This window comes from Amycolatopsis sp. NBC_01480, from assembly GCF_036227205.1.
Taxonomy (GTDB): domain Bacteria; phylum Actinomycetota; class Actinomycetes; order Mycobacteriales; family Pseudonocardiaceae; genus Amycolatopsis.
This window is the reverse complement of sequence record NZ_CP109442.1, coordinates 3,473,355-3,488,585: the sequence shown is the minus strand read 5'-3', so window position 1 is coordinate 3,488,585 and position 15,231 is coordinate 3,473,355. Positions and strand designations below refer to the sequence as shown.

Sequence of the window (15,231 nt, the reverse complement as noted above, 5' to 3'; positions counted from 1 at the left end):
GGACCACCACGGCGACTACCCCGTGAGTGATTCGCCGGAAAACACGCCCCTCGACGCTTCCCTCACCAAGTCCAGTCAATCGCGGTATTACGCTCCGCGGACATAAGCCGTTCGGGTGTATGTGGGGTCCCGCTAATCTGTGCTCCCTCCTTCTCCCGCGCTCCCTGGGGCGTCGAGCGGATCCGTCACCAGCCGAGGATGTCTGTTGCCGAGTGAACCCACGCTGCTGTCCGATGTGGCCGGCGTAGCCGTGACGCTGCTCGTGCTCGGGCTGCCCGGCCTGCTCACAGGACTCGCGGCAGGCTTGCGCGGCTGGGCGCTCGCCGGGCTGGCCCCGTTGCTGAGCTACGCGATCGGCGGCCTTGCCGGACCGTGGACGCACGCGCTGGGCCTGCCGTACAACGCGCTCACGTACGGGCTGACCACGCTGGTGTTCGCCGCCGTCGTGTTTGGACTGCGACGGCTGACGCGGCGCCGGTGGCCGGCCGAGCCGGAACCCGGGCTGTGGGCGCGGCGCGGGCACCTCGGGGTGATCGGGTGTGTGGTCCTCGCGGCGGTGATCGGCAGTTACGCGGCGGTGTACGGCATGGGCCACCTCGGCGCCATCGCGCAAGGCGGCGACGCGCCGTACGCGGCGAACGGCGTCCGCTACATCGCTTCGACCGGCGACGGCAGCCTCACCGGCATGGGCACGCTGAACTGGTACGGCAGCGCCACGCCGCCGTTCTACCCCAACGCCTACCACCTGCTGGCCGCCGTGCAGTACCAGCTGAGCGGGGCGTCGATCCCGCTCACGCTCGACGTGAACACCATGCTGCTGCCGGGCCTCCTGGCCCTTTCGCTGGCGGTGCTGGTGCGGGAGTTCCGCGGCCGCGCGGTGCTGGCCGGCGCGGTCGCGGTCGTCTCGGTGGCGCCCGTGATGAGCATGTACGAGTCGATGAGCCGCGGGCCGCTGTACCCGTTCCTGCTGGGGCTCGCGCTGACGCCGCTGGCCGCGGTGGCGCTGCGCCGGTACCTGGACCGGACGGCGCCGGACACGGCGTTGGTGCTGGTGCTGTCGGCCGTCGGGCTGCTTTGTGTGCACTCGTCGACGCTGTTCGGCGCGGTCCTGTTCGCCGGGCCGCTGCTGGTGCAGCGGTGGGCCGAGCCGGGCGCGCGGCTGAAGCGGATCGGCCGCGACCTGCTGGCGCTGCTGCCGATCGCGGTGGTTTCGGTGCTCGTGGCGTGGCTGCAGCTGTTCGGCGCGCTGGGCCTGGCCGGCAGCACCCTGCCGTACCTGGGCTGGCCGATCGAATACCGCGCGACGACGGCGCTCGGCGCGCTGCTCGGGTTCCAGCACTGGGAGCCGCACCCGCAGCTGTGGCTTTCGGCCGCGCTGCTGCTGGGCTTCATCTTCTTCGGGCGGCTGGGCCGGCTGCGGTGGATCGGGCTGAGCGCGCTGCTGAGCGGGCTCGCGTACATCGCCGTCGCGTCTTCGAATTCCTCGCTGGTGATGGCGCTTTCCCGGCCGTGGTGGGACGACCCGTACCGGTTCATCTCGATGGCGATCGTGCCGCTGGCGTTCATCGCGGGCCACGGTCTCGCGTCGCTCCAGGCCTGGATCGCCGAACGGCTGCCGGCGCGGGTGCCCGCGTTCGCCGTCGCCGCGGTGGTGCTGCTCGCGTTCGTGGCGGTCACGAACGGCCTGTACGCGCAGTTCAACGGCGAGCGCCTGGCCCCCGGCTACCGCGCCGCCGACCCGCGCACCCTGAACATCACCCCGGACGAGGAACGCGCGATGGTCGAGCTGGGCAAGCTCGCCAAGCCGGGCGAATGGGCCATGAACGACCGCTACGACGGCACGGTCTGGACCTACGCCCTCACCGGCACCCGCACGGTCGCCGCCCACGACGACGGCACCGCGCCCCCGTCCGACGCCGTACTGCTGGCCGCCCACTTCAACGAGTACCCGGCGAACCCGGCCGTGCGCGCGGCCGTGACCAGGCTGAACGTGCGCTGGGTGATCCTCGGCCGCCCGGCCGCGCCGCCGTCCCCGGCGTACCAATCGGGGCTGATCGGGCTGGACGGGCTGCCGTTCCTGCAGGCGGTGTACCGAAACGAGGACGCGGTGATTTACCGGTTGAAGGGCGCGCCGTGACCGCTGCGCCCCAATGTGGCGTTCGGTGCGCTCAACGCAACCAACGCCACATTGGGGCGCTTCAAGCGGCGGCCGAGGCGGGGCGCGAAGCGACGCGGGCCGCGCCGGCCGCGAAGCCCGCCGTCAGGAGGTCCGCCACGGTGAACATCACGCGGGAGGCCACGGCGAACGCGGCGGCCTGGCCGACGGTCAGGCCGCTGGCCGTCAGGACCGCGACCTGGGCGACCTCGCGCACGCCCACCCCGCTGGGCAGGATGAACGCGAAAGTCCCCACCGTCATCGCCACCGCCATGGCGCCGACGCACAGCACGAAACCGCTGAAGCCCGGGGCGCCGACCGAGTTGGCCAGCAGCCACAGGTGCACTCCCTGCAAAGCCCAGGCCACCGTCGACGCGCCGAAGACCTTGCCGACAACCGCCCAGCCCAGCGGGTGCTCCAGCGGCGGGCGGCGCAGGATCCGCAGCACCAGCGAGGTGCCCCAGGTCAGGACGCGCGGGTGCAGCAGCGCGAGGCCGACCGGGATGAGCACGAACAGCCACATCGCGCGCGGGCTGTTGCTGAACACCGCCGGCGCCGCGAGCAGCGAAACCACCAGGGCCGACACCACGCCGACGCCCAGCTGGATCAGCGAGCCGGTGAAGATCCGGGCGCGGGCGACGCCGGCCTTGCGGCCCAGCTCCATCTGCAGCAGGTACGCCCACACCGAGCCCGGCACGTACTTGCCGAGCGAGCCGACCAGGCAGATCTGCGCGCCGCGCGCGTAACCGACCGGCTCGCCGAGGTCGTCGACCATCTTCTGCCAGCCCCAGGTGGAGACCATGATGGACGCGACCAGCGCGAGCAGGCTGAGCACCGAGGACTGCCACGCGACGTCGGACAGCGTGCGCCAGAACTCGCCCCAGTTGGCCGCGAGCTGCTTCGCGGCGAAGCCGATGACGAGCAGGATCGCGACCCAGCGCACGACGTCGAGGATCTTGGCCTTGGTGGACTTCGCCGGCTTCGGCTGGGAAGCCGGCACGTCCTCCTCAGACGTCCGCACGGTCGTCACTGACCATTCTCCTCACGACAACCGCTGGTCAGGCCTGCACCGTGACCAGACGGCTGAACTCGGCCAGCAGATCGTAACCGTCCCAGACGCCCGCGAACGTGAGGGCCGAGCCGAACGGCACGACCCGGTCGACGCCCCGGCCGGCGAGCGCGGTGACGAACTCGGTCAGCTCCTCCCGGGTGAACCCGAACTGGCTGACGGTCTGGTCCTTGCGCAGCACGGTCGGCACCAGCTCGGTGAGCGAGTCCACCCGCGCGTTCGCGAACGTGCCCGCGCCGAGCCACTCGCGCGGCAACACGGCCGCGTCGGTCAGCTCCAGGGTGGCCAGCCCGTTGCCCTGGAAATCGATCGACGACACCAGGCCGTCCACCGCCGCGCCGTACGCCGAAACACGCTTCTGCACGGCCATCGCCGGTTCCGTGACGTGCTGTTTCGCCTCGATCACCGCGGCCAGCAGCTCACGGAACTCACGCCCGGCTTCGGTCGCGCCCGTGGCGTCGCCGACCCAGAACACCGCGCGCGGCGACGAGCAGGCGGCCTGGTCGAACCAGTACGAGTCGTTGTAAAAGCCCTCGGCCGCGGTACGGCGTTCGGCCGCCGAGGCCGCCTGCCAGCCGCGCACCGAAGCGATGGCGAACGAGGAGCGGTCCGGGAAGGTCAGGTCACGGGCGTGCGGCGCCAGCGGGTACTTCCGCAGCGCGGCCACGGAGGTGTCGCCGCCCCAGATCACGCGCAGGTCGGCGGCCAGCGACAGGGCGCCGCTGATCTCGTCGCTGCGGTCGTACGTGACCATGCGCTGGGTCGCGGTGATCGCAGCCGCCGTGGCTGGGTCCACATCGGACAGTGCCGCGTTCAGCGCGTCCAGCACCGCCTCCGCGGCACCGGCCGAGCGCGAGGACACCCGTACCACGTTGTGGTTGCCCGCCAGCGCGGACAGCGCCCACGAGTACACGAAAATCGTGTCGACGTTGGCCGGCGGCACGTGGAACACCAGCCCGCGCGGGAACCGCAGCGCGTCGCCGGAAGTCTCCAAAGTGGACAGTGCCTTGGCGATTTCGCCCTTGCGCAGGAAGAAGCCCAGCGAGGCCAGCTCCGGGAACCGGCGCGCGAGCGCGGGCGCGAGCAGCTTGCGCGCGAACTTCGTGACGAACTCGACCACGCGCGGGTCGCCCACCGTCAGCCGTCCGCCCGGCGGCTCGACGCGCAGCTGGTCGACCAGGTCACCAGCCGCGATAGGCGCCGAAACCGGGAACCGCTGCGTCAACGCGCTCATGCGGCCGCTCCAGAGAAGGTGTCCGAGCAGCCACGGGCCTCGGCCTTGGGCAGCCGGCCGAGCACCGAGAAGTGCTTGCCGGGCCAGTCGCCGTCGTCGATCCCGTTGTACACACCGAGGTCTTCGGTGAGCAGGACGTGCCCCGGGTACGAGCGCGGCAGCGTGCTGACCACCTCGATCACGCCCGGCTCGCCCACCGGCTGCTCCGCCCAGGTGTCCGGGTTCCGGATCACCACATCGGCGAAATCGGGGCAGTACAAGGAGTTCCCGGACGGCCCCTCGAGGAACACCGTGCCGATCTGCTCGATCATGCCGTAGTAGTTGTGGATCCGGGTGAGCCCGGTGTCCTCTTTGAACCGGCGGCGGAACTCGGTGTTGTCCACCGCGCGGTCGATCAGCTTCTTCCAGCCGCCGGAGTGGATCAGGATGCCGTTGGACAGGTCGAGCCCGTTGTCCCGCGCCACCTCGTACAGGTAGAGCCAGACCATGAAGGTGAACCCGAAGATCAGGAACGGCTTGTCCCCGTACTCCGCCAGGAACTTCTTGACCGCCTCGACGTCCGGCTGGTCGTTCTCGTCGAGCACGTAGGTGTGCTTGCGGCCGAAGTTGGCCATGCCGAGCACGCCCGCGCCGCGGGCGGAGAAGGAGCGGCGGTTCTTGATGATGCCGATGGTGTCGACCATCAGCATCGGCAGCCGCTCGCCGCCCAGCACCTCCTGCAGCGTGGTGCCGAGCTGGCGGGTCTGCGCCGCCGCCGCGGCCTTGTCCAGGTAGATCCGCGACGCGCCGGCGCCGGTGGTGCCCGAGGAGGTGAGGGTCTTGAACACCTCGTCGTCCGCGACGGACTTGAGGTCGTGGGTCTTGAACATCCGCACGGGCAGCCACGGCAGGTCGGCGATGCTGTCGAACCGCGCGTCCGGCGCGATGCCGAGCGAGGACAGGATCCGGTCGTAGCCCGCCGAACCGGCCCGGTGGTGCGCGGTCAGCTCGGCCAGCTCGGGCAGCAGCAGCGCTTCCCGCTCCGCCTGCGAGCGCGTGAACACACTCATATCCGTCCTTCCAGCGACCGGTAGTCGATCTTGCCGCTGGCCAGCAGCGGCACGGTGTCGATCGGCCGCACGTCGAACCCGCTCGTGTGCAGGTGCAGCCGCTCGGAAAGCGCGCGCGACGCGTCCTTGCAGATCGCCTTCGCGCCGTCGCCCTCGGGCAGTTCGGCGAACAGCACCACCTTGTCGCCCCCGGGCACGGCGGCGACCACGTCGATGCCCACCGAGGCCGAGCGCACGGCCTGCTCGAGGTCGTCCAGGCTGACCCGGTTGCCGAACACCTTGCCGATGCGCTTGAGCCGGCCGGTGATGAACAGGTAGCCGTCCGCGTCGAGGTAACCGAGGTCGCCGGTGGCCAGCACGCCGCTGTACTCGTCGCCCGCGGCCAGGCCGGACTCGTCGTCGGCGTACCCCATCATCACGTTCGGCCCGCGGTAGACGACCTCGCCGACGATCTTCGGGTGCCGGGTCTCCACGCCGTCGTCGCGGCGCACGGAGAACGCGCCGCCGGGCAGGGCCGGACCGGCGGAGCCGAGCTTCTCGGCGAGCCGCTCGGCGGGCACCGTGGTCATCCGCGGGGCGGCCTCGGTCTGGCCGTACATCACGTACATCCGGCCGCCGACGGCGCGCATCTTGTCGTTGAACTCGGCCACCAGCTCGTCGCGCAGCTTGCCGCCGGCCTGCGTCAGCGTGCGCAGCGTCGGGTACTTCGCGGGGTCGAACTTCAAGCGCCGCAACATCTCGTAGTGGTAGGGCACGCCGGAAAGCGACGTGACGCCGTACTTGGTCACCGCGTCCCAGAACCCGCGGCCGAGGACGCCGGACGGCTCGACCACGATGGTCGCGCCGCGCACCAGGTGCGAGTTCAGCACCGAAAGGCCGTAGCTGTAGTGCAGCGGCAGGCAGGTCGGCGCGACCTCGTCGGCGGTCAGGCCCAGCACCTCGGCGATGGCCTCGGCGTTGGACTGGATCGCGCCGCGGGAGAGCCGGACGAGCTTCGGGTTGCCGGTCGAGCCGCTGGTCGGGAGCAGCACGGCGAGGTCGGGGTGCGGCTCGACGCCCACGGCGGAGTCTCGCACCCAGTGCCCGTCGGCCGCGGTGTAGCCGGACGGCGCGGGCGTCTCGGGCGCGGCCAGCACGGCGCCGGGCCGGAAGCGGGTGATCAGCCCGGCCAGCACGTCGGCGTCGAGCGCCGGGTCGATCAGCGCGATCGCGCGGCCCGCCTCGAACGCGCCGAGGTAGGTCAGCACGCTGCCGACGTCCACCGACATCCGCGCGAACAGCACCCCGGTGGGCAGGCCGGCCAGCGCCGCGCCCGCCTTCGAGACCTCCGCGTCCAGCTCCGGGCCCGCCAGCGTGCGGCCCCCGGCCGCCTCGACCAGCCGGGCTCCCTCTCCCAACAACGTCACACCATCTCTCCTCGCCTCAGGACTCGTGAGTGTTTATGACGGTTAGAACCGTCATAAACACTCACGAGTCCTTCACAGCACCAAGCCTCCGTCGATGCCCAGCACCTGGCCGGTGACGAACGACGCCTCGTCGCTCACCAGGAACCGGATCGCCTTCGCCACGTCCTCGGGCCGGCCGAGCCGCCCGAGCGGGGTCTTCTTCACGTTCTCGGCGACGGCGTCCTCGGACAGGCCCGCCGTCAGGTCGGTCTCGATCACGCCGGGCGCCACCGCGTTCACGCGGATCCCCGAGCGGCCGAGTTCCTTCGCGGCCGAGCGCGCGATGTTCGCCACCGCCGCCTTCGACGCCGCGTACAGGGTCTGACCGGCGCTTCCGTACTCGCCGACGATGGAGGCGAGGACCACGATGGCGCCGGTTTTCTTGCGCATCATGGCCCGGGCCGCGGCCTGGACGGTGTGCAGCGTGCCGGCGACGTTGGTGTCCAGGGTCGCCGAGACGGCGTCCTCGCGGATCATGCCGAGCAGCGCGTCGTCCATGATCCCGGCGTTCGCCACCACGATGTCGAGCCGGCCGTGTTCCTTGGCGACTCCGCGGACGACCGTGGAGACGGCCTTCGCGTCCGTGACGTCGAGCGCCAGCCCGGCCGCCGCGCCGGCCGCGGTGGCGGCCTCCTTCGCGCGGGCCTCGTCGCGGCCGGTCAGCACCACCGTCGCGCCCGCTTCGGCCAGCGCGCGCACGGTGGCCAGGCCGATCCCGCGCGTGCCGCCGGTGACGAGCGCGACGCGTCCGGCCAGATCAGTCATTCTTCGACTGCAGCTCGGTCACCATGTCGACGGCGACCTTGAAACTCGACATGTCGATCACCTGGTCGGTGTCGAATTCGACGTCGAACTCGTCCTCGACGGCCGCGATCAGCGCCATGTGGCCGACGGAGTCCCACGCTTCGATGTCGCGGTACTTGAGGTTCTCGACATCCACGTCGCCGTCGAGATCGAGGGCTTCGACAAAGACCGCGCGCAGCTTGGGGGCCACATCAGACATAACAGCTCCTAGTGCTCGTCGCGTGGGCGGGCGTCCCACGCCTTGACCAAGGTAGAGAGGTCGCCGGGCAGCCGGTCGGCCAGCCCGTCCTCCGGGAGACCCGCCTTACCCTTGAGCCACGGCCCGAGCGCCTCGATGGCGGCCTCGTCCAGGCCGCGGCGGGACAGCCCCACGACGTTGACGCCGGTGACGCGCGCCGGGTTGCCGACGGCGATCGTGAACGCGCCCACCTCGCGCCGCACCGCCGAGCCCATGCCGACCATCGCGCCGGGGCCGATCACCACGCGCTGGTGCAGCACCGCGCCCATGCCGAGGTTCGCGCCGTCCCAGATGTGACAGTGCCCACCGGTGACCACGTTGGACGCGATCGTCACGCCGTCGCCGACGAGGCAGTCGTGCGCGATGTGGCTGCCGCGCAAGTAATAACCGTCGTCGCCGAGCCTGGTGGTGCGCCAGGTGCCCTGGTGGACGCTGGAGTATTCGCGGATCCGGTTGCGGCTGCCGATCACGACGCCGTGGCCGTCGCGCTCCGGGTCGCCGACCGGCGCCTGCTCCCAGGCGGCCGGGTGCTCGCGCCCGCGGTCCTCGCCGGGAGTGCCGATCGTGACGTGCGGGCCGATCCAGTTGCCGTCGCCGATCCGGGCCGGCCCGACGATCACCGTGTACGGCCCGATGACGTTGTCCTCGCCGATTTCGACGCCTTCGCCGACTACTGCGGTCGGGTGGATGCGGTTGGCCACGAGTTGCAGTATCCATTCGTCGACGGCTGGGTATTGGGCGTGCTACGGCGCCCGGTAACGTGTGGCCCGCGTTCATGCAGGGCGGCCGGACGCAGAACCGGCGGCTCACTGTACCGGACGCACCGAAATCACCTGCCGGGAGAGACTGCCGATGATCCCCATTACCGTGGTCGACGTCCGCGACGCGGAGGACCTCGTCGTCGAGGTGCTGCGATCCGGCGCCATCGCACAGGGGCCGATGGTCAAGCGCTTCGAAGACGCTTTCGCGCACGTCGCGGGCACGAAGCACGCCATCGCCGTGAACAACGGCACCACCGCTCTGGTCGCGTCGCTGCAGGCGCTGGACCTGGAGCCGGGGGACGAGGTGATCACCTCGCCGTTCACGTTCGTCGCGACGCTGAACGCCATTCTGGAAGCCGGCGCCACCGTCCGGTTCGCCGACATCCGCCGTGACGACTTCGCGCTGGACCCGGACGCGGTCACGGCCGCCGTCACGGACCGGACCAAGGTGCTCATGCCGGTGCACCTCTACGGGCAGACCGCCGACATGGGCAAGCTCGCCCCGCTCGCGGCCGAGCGGAACCTGAAGGTGATCGAGGACTCGGCCCAGGCCGTCGGCGCCTCGTTCCAGGGCCGCGCCGCCGGCTCGTACGGCATCGGCTGCTTCTCGCTGTACGCCACGAAGAACGTGACCACCGCCGAGGGCGGCGTGATCACCACCGACGACGACGAGCTGGCCGACCGGCTGCGCGTGCTGCGCAACCAGGGCATGCGCGCCCGCTACCAGTACGAGGTGGCCGGCCACAACTACCGGATGACGGACCTGCACGCCGCCGTCGGCATCCCGCAGCTGGCGAAGCTCGACCAGCTCACCGCCGCGCGCCAGGCCAACGCCAAGCGCCTCACCGAGGGCCTGGCCGGCACGCCGGGCCTCGACCTCCCGCAGGTGCTGCCGGGCCGCGAGCACGTGTGGCACCAGTACACCGTGCTGGTCGGCCCGCACGCGATGCTCTCGCGTGAGGAACTCTCGAACGCACTCACCGCGCGCGGCATCGGCAACGGCGTGTACTACCCGAAGATCGTCTTCGACTACGAGTGCTACCAGGGCCACCCGCTGATCCCGGACGCGCGCGTCGAGGACTTCCCGGTGGCCGGCGCGGTCGCCGCCCAGGCGCTCTCCCTGCCGGTCCACCCCCACCTGACCGAGTCCGACGTGGACCAGGTCATCGAAACGGTTCGCGAGGTACTCGGCGCATGACCCACCGCATCGCCCTGATCGGCACGGGCAACATGGGCTCGCTGCACGCGCGGGTGCTCTCCGCGAACGAGCGCGTGGAGCTGGTCCGCGTGATCGACCCGCGTGAGGAAGCGGGCCGCGCCGTCGCCGAGCGGTACGAGACGCAGTGGACGCCCGAGATCGGCTCACTGTCCGATGTGGACGCTGTGGTGCTGGCCTCGGCCACCGAGGCGCATTACGAGCTGGCGCAGGAGATCCTGGGCCAGGGCAAGCCGCTGCTGGTCGAGAAGCCGGTGTGCAACAGCCTGGAGCTTTCGCGCGAGATCGTGGCGCTGTCGGCGAAGCAGGACGTCCCGCTGATGTGCGGGCTGCTGGAGCGCTACAACCCCGCGGTGATGACCGCGCGGGCGCTGGTGAACGAGCCGATCCACCTGATGGCGCGCCGGCACGGCCCGTACGCCCCGCGCATCAAGACCGGCGTGGCGTGGGACCTGCTGGTGCACGACGTCGACCTGGCCATCCAGTTCTTCGGCGGCGCAACGCCTTCACGCGTCACCTCGGGCGCGGGCTACTTCCACCCGCAGTCGGTGGAAGGCGCGGAGGACACCATCGAAACGGTGCTGTCCTTCCCCACCGGCCTGGCCACCGTGTCGGCCTCGCGGCTGGGGCAGCGGAAGGTGCGCTCGATCGTGGTGTCCGAATTGGACCGGCTGATCGAGGTAGACCTGCTTCGCCGCGACGTGACGATCTACCGGCACATCTCGCACGACTCCGTGACGCCGGACGGCCTCGGCTACCGGCAGCAGACCGTGATCGAGATCCCCGAGCTGGTCACCGCGCGCGAGCCGCTGGCCACCCAGCTGGACCGCTTCGTCGACCTGCTCGAGGGCAAGATCGACGCCGAGGTCGAGCGGGAGCTGATCCTGCCTTCGCACCACGTGGTGGCGCAGGTGCTCACGCAGGCCGCGGCCTGAGCGCTCACTTGGTGAGGCGGGTGCCGCCGGAACTGTAGGCGGCCAGCGGGGTCAGCGCGCCGGCCGAGGGCACCTGCACCGGGTCGAACCAGAAGAACACCACGCCCGGGTCCTCGCTCCACTTCGCCAGGCGGGCCTCCACCGGCTTGCCGTGCACGGTGCTGGTGATGCGCGCGGCGGGGCCGGCGAAGTAACCGAGCACCGGCACCTGCGTGGTGTCGGTGCCGATTCCGGCGAGGATTCCGCCGGACGTGGCGTGGAAGCCGAACGAGCGGTCGGAGCCGTTGACCTCGTTGGCGGCGTACACCGGGTGCAGGCCGCTGCCGTCGCGGACCGCGAGCATCAGCCCGAAGCTGACGCCGGGCAGCGCCTGCGGCTCGTCCATCTTGTAGGCGTACAGGACCAGCTCGCCGGCGGGGTTCTTGATGCCGAGGGAGACGACGTCGCCGAGCGGCGTGGCCCGTCCGGTCGCGGGCGCGGCGGTGGACGGAACGGTGCTGGCCGGGCCGACGGTGCTGGGCGCCGCGGCCACCGGCGCCTGTTGGGGTTGCGGTCGCACCTGGACGGCCCCGAAGACCACCGCGACCACGGCCACCACCGCGGCGGCCGCCCCGGCGCCGGTGAGCAGCCGCCGTCGCCGCCGGATGCGCGTGCCGTCGGCCATGATCCGGGCCAGGTCCGGCGCGGCGAACGGCTCCGGCGGGGCCTCGTTCAGTGCCGACTTCAGCCGCTCGAGCTCGTTCACCGTCCGTTCCCTCCGATCAGCGCGTCCTCCGGCCCATCGTCGACGCGCAGTTTGGCGAGCGCCCGCGAGTTCGTGCTCTTGACGGTACCCACCGAAACGCCCAGCTCCGAGGCGACGTCCGCCTCCGACAGGTCGAAGAAGTGCCGGAGCACCACCACCGCGCGCTCGCGAGCAGTGAGCCGGCCCAGCGCGGCCGTGAGCCAGGCCCGCTGGGTGACGGTCTGCGCGACGTCCTGCGCGCCGGGCCGCTCGGGCACCTCCTCGGTGGCGTACTCCTTCAGCGGCCGCCGCCACCCGTCGATGATGTGGTTGACCAACACAGTGCGCGCATACGCGTACGCATCCTTGCGCCGCACCCGCCCCCACGCGGCATACGTCCGGGCAAACGCGGTCTGCGCCGCGTCCTCCGCCTGATGCCGATCCCCGGTGATCAAGTACGCGGCCTGCGTCAACCGCGCCGAAGCAGCCTGCACGAACTCGACGAACTCGTCGTCGCTGCGCGCCACCCGCTTACCCCTCGATCTCGACGTCCGGCCCGGAACAGAGCTTGTAACCGCCTTCGACAAGACGATAGGTGATCAGGCGGAGCGGCGGGGTCGCCGTCCGCAACCGTGAGTGTCCTGCTCCACAAATTTCGTGCGTCGATTCCTGGGCGTGACTGGTGTGACGACGGAGGCGCGAGGGGCGCCGCCCGGTTCTCAGACGCGGTGAAGGCCTCCTTGCCTACCTTAAGCGTGCTCTGAAGGCCACCTTCAGGGCATCTACGTCCCTCAAGGTGGCCTTCAGGGCGTCAAGGCTCGGAGTTTCAGACGCGACAAGCTAGTCCGAGAAGTCTCCCGACGGTGAGCCCCACCCGGACGGGTCGTCGGAAAGGGCGCGGCGGCGGGTGTTCTCCGCGCGGACACGCTCCACTTCGGACTGGATGTACTCCTCGTCGTAGCGCTGGAACACGCGGGCCGGGTTGCCGGCGACCAGGGTGCGGGGCGGGACGTCCTTCGCGACCACCGAGTTCGGCTGCACGGTCGCGAAGTCGCCGATCGTCACGCCGGCCATGATGACCACCAGGCCGCCGATGAAGCAGCCCTTGCCGATCTTCACCGGCTTGCGCTCGATCAGGTCGCTGCCCGAATGGTTCTGCAGCGTCATGTTCGCCAGCCAGCTGGAATGCGTGAAGATCAGCGTGTTCAGCCCGATGCTGGTGTGCTCGCCGATCTCCAGGCCGCCGCTGGCGTCGAGGACCGCGCCCTCGCCGATCCAGCAGTGCTCGCCGATCCGCAAGTTCTCCTGGCTGATGATCTTCGCCCGCTCGCGGATCCGCGTCGAGGGCGGCAGGCCGTAGAACGCCGCCCGCTCCGAGTCGTTCAGGTACTGCGAAACGACCTCGGTGAGGATCTGCGGGCGCAGCCGGGCGCTGCGCTCGTCATCGAAGAACATCGTTGTCCGCCACCAGTTTCGTGAACACCCGCAGGTGCTCCTCGGCCACCACGTCCAGGCCGAAGTTGGCCCGCACCATCGCGCTCTCGCGCGCCGCGATCGTCGCACGGGCCGCCGGGTCGTCCAGCAGGCCGAGCACGGTTTCGGCCACGGCCTCGGCGTCGTCCGGGCGCACGAGCAGGATGTTCTCGCCGTTGCGCAGCTCGATGCCCGGGTAGTTGTCCTCGGTGACCGACGCGATCGTGGCGGTGCCGGACAGCATCGCCTCCAGCGACGCCGTGCCGCAGCCGCCGTTGAGGTCGTGCGTCACGATGTCCGCGGCCGCGAAGTAGGCCGGCACGTCTTCCTTCGGCACGGCGCCGGTGACGATCAGCCGGTCGGCCACGCCCAGCTCTTCCGCCCGCTTCAGGAACGCGTCGTGGTACACCCGCCCCACCACGACCACCCGCACGTCCGGGTGCTTGGCCACGACCGCCGGCAGCGCCTCGACCAGCGGCAGCCGGTTGCGCAGCGGGATCACGTGCCCGAGCGAGACGATCAGCGGCGCTTCCCCGACCTCCAGCTCCGCGCGCACGTCCTTGGTCACCGGCTTGGCGAAGTGCCCGGTGTCGACGGCGATCGGGAAGTACTCGGAGTTCTCGTCGCTGGTCCCGTAGCGCTCCACGCAGTAGTCGACGCCCAGCTTGTCGAGGATGACGTAACGCGGCCGGATGTACCGCAGCACCGGCTTGACCAGCATCGCGTCCAGGGCCCGGAAAACGCTGCCGTACACCTTGTTGTCGCTGATCAGCAGCGTGTGGATGGTCAGCAGCACGGGCAGCCCGCGGCGGCGCGCGTAAACCCCGGCCAGCCAGGACAGGTCGAAGAACTGGCCGTGCAGGTGCAGCACGTCCGGCTTGAACTCGTCGAGCAGCCGGAACAGCCGCCGCCAGTTGCCCGGCCGCAGCGACGCGAAGCTCATGTCGAAGTCGATCGAAAGGCCCAGCTGCGGCATCTTGACCGCCGGCAGCCGGACCACGCGGTAGCCGTCGCGCTGCTCGTCGGCCGGCGCTTCGCCATACGCCGCGGTGATGGCCAGCACCTCGTGCCCGGCCGCCGCGAACTCGCCGGCCAGCGAGGCCGACATGTGCGCGCTCCCGCCCACCCTCGGCGGGAAGAAGTTGTTGACCACCGCGATGCGCATCGCACGTCCTTGGGCTGGGCCCGCGGTGGCATTCACGCCGAGTCCCTCACCAAAGCACGCATGCCCTCTTCGACGGTGATCTCCGGCGCCCAGCCCAGCACCTCGCGGGCCCGGGTGATGTCCGCGGCCCGGCGGGAAACCAGCACGTCGCGGTCGTTGAACTGGGGCTCCACGTCGACGCCCACGGCCTCGATCAGGATCTTCGCGAGCGTGGCGACGGAGGTGTCGATGCCCGTGCCGATGTTGATCGGCAGGTTGGCCTGCTCCGACTCGAGCGCGGCGACGACCGAGCGCGCCAGGTCCGAGACGTGCACGAAGTCCATCGACTGGTCGCCGCGGCCGTCGATGACCGGCGGCTGACCGGCGCGCAAGCGCTGGATGAAGTGGTTGATCACCGAGGTGTAGTAGGCCTCGATCTTCTGGCCGGGGCCGTACACGTTGAAGAACCGCAACGCGTTCCAGGACAGGCCCTTGGTGCGCTCGTAGAAGCCGAGCAGGTCCTCGCCCGCGCGCTTGGTGATGCAGTACGGCGTGAGCGGGCGAAGCTCGTCGTCCTCGTGCATCGGCAGCCGCTTCGGCTCCCCGTACACCGAAGCAGTGGACGCGAACACCAGGCGCTCGACGCCCTCGTCGGCGGCCGCGGCGAACACGTTGTGGTTGCCGGTCATGTTGATGTCGATCGACTCGTGCGGGTCGGCGATCGACTTGTTGATCGACACCGTGGCGAAGTGGACCACGTGGGTGCAGCCGCGGATGGCCTCGCGCACCGCGCCGCCGTAACGCACGTCCTTCTCGACCAGCTCGACCTTGCCGGTGGCGACGAACTCGTTGACGCGGGTGCGGTCGCCGCGGGTCATGTTGTCGAAGATCCGCACGGTGTAGCCGCCGTCCAGCAGCAGCGGGATCACGTGCGCGGCGATGAACCCACCGCCACCGGTGAAGAACACCTTTTTCTCGGACATG

15 protein-coding genes are annotated in these 15,231 nt (G+C 70.6%); 3 read left to right on the top strand and 12 right to left on the bottom strand.

Translation table 11 applies throughout. The features are described 5' to 3' along the window. Window positions 1–205: 205 nt before the first annotated feature. Complete coding sequence (locus tag OG371_RS16555) at window positions 206–2,137, top strand: DUF6541 family protein (protein ID WP_329070179.1); 1,932 nt, start codon at window positions 206–208, stop codon at window positions 2,135–2,137. Window positions 2,138–2,198: 61 nt separating this feature from the next. Here the strand turns inward: OG371_RS16555 and OG371_RS16550 are convergent, their stop codons facing one another. The 7 genes from OG371_RS16550 to OG371_RS16520 all read right to left on the bottom strand — a co-directional run bounded on the left by OG371_RS16550 (window position 2,199) and on the right by OG371_RS16520 (window position 8,695). Next, the gene (locus OG371_RS16550; RefSeq protein ID WP_329070177.1) at window positions 2,199–3,185 is read right to left on the bottom strand and encodes a lysylphosphatidylglycerol synthase transmembrane domain-containing protein; all 987 of its coding nucleotides are present in this window, start codon (window positions 3,183–3,185) and stop codon (window positions 2,199–2,201) included. A gap of 28 nt (window positions 3,186–3,213) precedes the next feature. Continuing rightward, complete coding sequence (locus OG371_RS16545; protein ID WP_329070175.1) at window positions 3,214–4,458, bottom strand: acyl-CoA reductase; 1,245 nt, start codon at window positions 4,456–4,458, stop codon at window positions 3,214–3,216. Continuing rightward, entirely contained in the window at window positions 4,455–5,507 is a 1,053-nt protein-coding gene (locus OG371_RS16540) for a LuxE/PaaK family acyltransferase (RefSeq protein WP_329070173.1), read from the bottom strand. The genes OG371_RS16545 and OG371_RS16540 overlap by 4 nt, the downstream gene beginning before the upstream one ends. Continuing rightward, window positions 5,504–6,913, bottom strand: a complete 1,410-nt coding sequence (locus OG371_RS16535) for an AMP-binding protein (RefSeq protein WP_329070171.1) — start codon at window positions 6,911–6,913, stop codon at window positions 5,504–5,506. Before OG371_RS16535 ends, OG371_RS16540 begins: the two co-directional genes overlap by 4 nt. Window positions 6,914–6,985: 72 nt before the next feature. Next, window positions 6,986–7,717, bottom strand: coding sequence for an SDR family NAD(P)-dependent oxidoreductase (locus OG371_RS16530; protein ID WP_329070169.1), 732 nt, complete (start codon window positions 7,715–7,717; stop codon window positions 6,986–6,988). Continuing rightward, window positions 7,710–7,955 carry an acyl carrier protein gene (locus OG371_RS16525; RefSeq protein ID WP_329070167.1) on the bottom strand — a complete coding sequence of 82 codons (246 nt, stop codon included), beginning with the start codon at window positions 7,953–7,955 and terminating at the stop codon, window positions 7,710–7,712. Before OG371_RS16525 ends, OG371_RS16530 begins: the two co-directional genes overlap by 8 nt. Window positions 7,956–7,963: 8 nt before the next feature. Then, window positions 7,964–8,695 (bottom strand): UDP-N-acetylglucosamine acyltransferase, encoded by a 732-nt coding sequence (locus tag OG371_RS16520; RefSeq protein ID WP_329070165.1) that lies wholly within the window; start codon window positions 8,693–8,695, stop codon window positions 7,964–7,966. Window positions 8,696–8,846: 151 nt separating this feature from the next. Here OG371_RS16520 and OG371_RS16515 point away from each other — a divergent pair, with 151 nt between their 5' ends. Further along, on the top strand, window positions 8,847–9,953 hold the full coding sequence (locus OG371_RS16515; RefSeq protein ID WP_329070163.1) for a DegT/DnrJ/EryC1/StrS family aminotransferase: 1,107 nt from the start codon (window positions 8,847–8,849) through the stop codon (window positions 9,951–9,953). Next, window positions 9,950–10,906, top strand: a complete 957-nt coding sequence (locus OG371_RS16510; RefSeq protein ID WP_329070161.1) for a Gfo/Idh/MocA family protein — start codon at window positions 9,950–9,952, stop codon at window positions 10,904–10,906. The genes OG371_RS16515 and OG371_RS16510 overlap by 4 nt, the downstream gene beginning before the upstream one ends. A 4-nt stretch (window positions 10,907–10,910) precedes the next feature. Here OG371_RS16510 and OG371_RS16505 read toward each other — a convergent pair whose 3' ends face one another. From OG371_RS16505 to OG371_RS16485, 5 genes are all read right to left on the bottom strand, one after another. Then, window positions 10,911–11,651 carry a hypothetical protein gene (locus tag OG371_RS16505; protein ID WP_329070159.1) on the bottom strand — a complete coding sequence of 247 codons (741 nt, stop codon included), beginning with the start codon at window positions 11,649–11,651 and terminating at the stop codon, window positions 10,911–10,913. Beyond that, entirely contained in the window at window positions 11,648–12,157 is a 510-nt protein-coding gene (locus OG371_RS16500; RefSeq protein ID WP_329070157.1) for a SigE family RNA polymerase sigma factor, read from the bottom strand. The genes OG371_RS16505 and OG371_RS16500 overlap by 4 nt, the downstream gene beginning before the upstream one ends. Window positions 12,158–12,470: 313 nt before the next feature. Further along, window positions 12,471–13,085: an acyltransferase gene (locus tag OG371_RS16495; RefSeq protein WP_329070155.1), complete on the bottom strand. Its 615-nt coding sequence runs from the start codon at window positions 13,083–13,085 to the stop codon at window positions 12,471–12,473. Continuing rightward, window positions 13,072–14,268 (bottom strand): glycosyltransferase family 4 protein, encoded by a 1,197-nt coding sequence (locus tag OG371_RS16490; RefSeq protein ID WP_329070153.1) that lies wholly within the window; start codon window positions 14,266–14,268, stop codon window positions 13,072–13,074. The genes OG371_RS16495 and OG371_RS16490 overlap by 14 nt, the downstream gene beginning before the upstream one ends. 32 nt (window positions 14,269–14,300) lie before the next feature. Further along, window positions 14,301–15,230 (bottom strand): NAD-dependent epimerase/dehydratase family protein, encoded by a 930-nt coding sequence (locus OG371_RS16485; RefSeq protein WP_329070151.1) that lies wholly within the window; start codon window positions 15,228–15,230, stop codon window positions 14,301–14,303. Window position 15,231 lies beyond the last annotated feature (1 nt).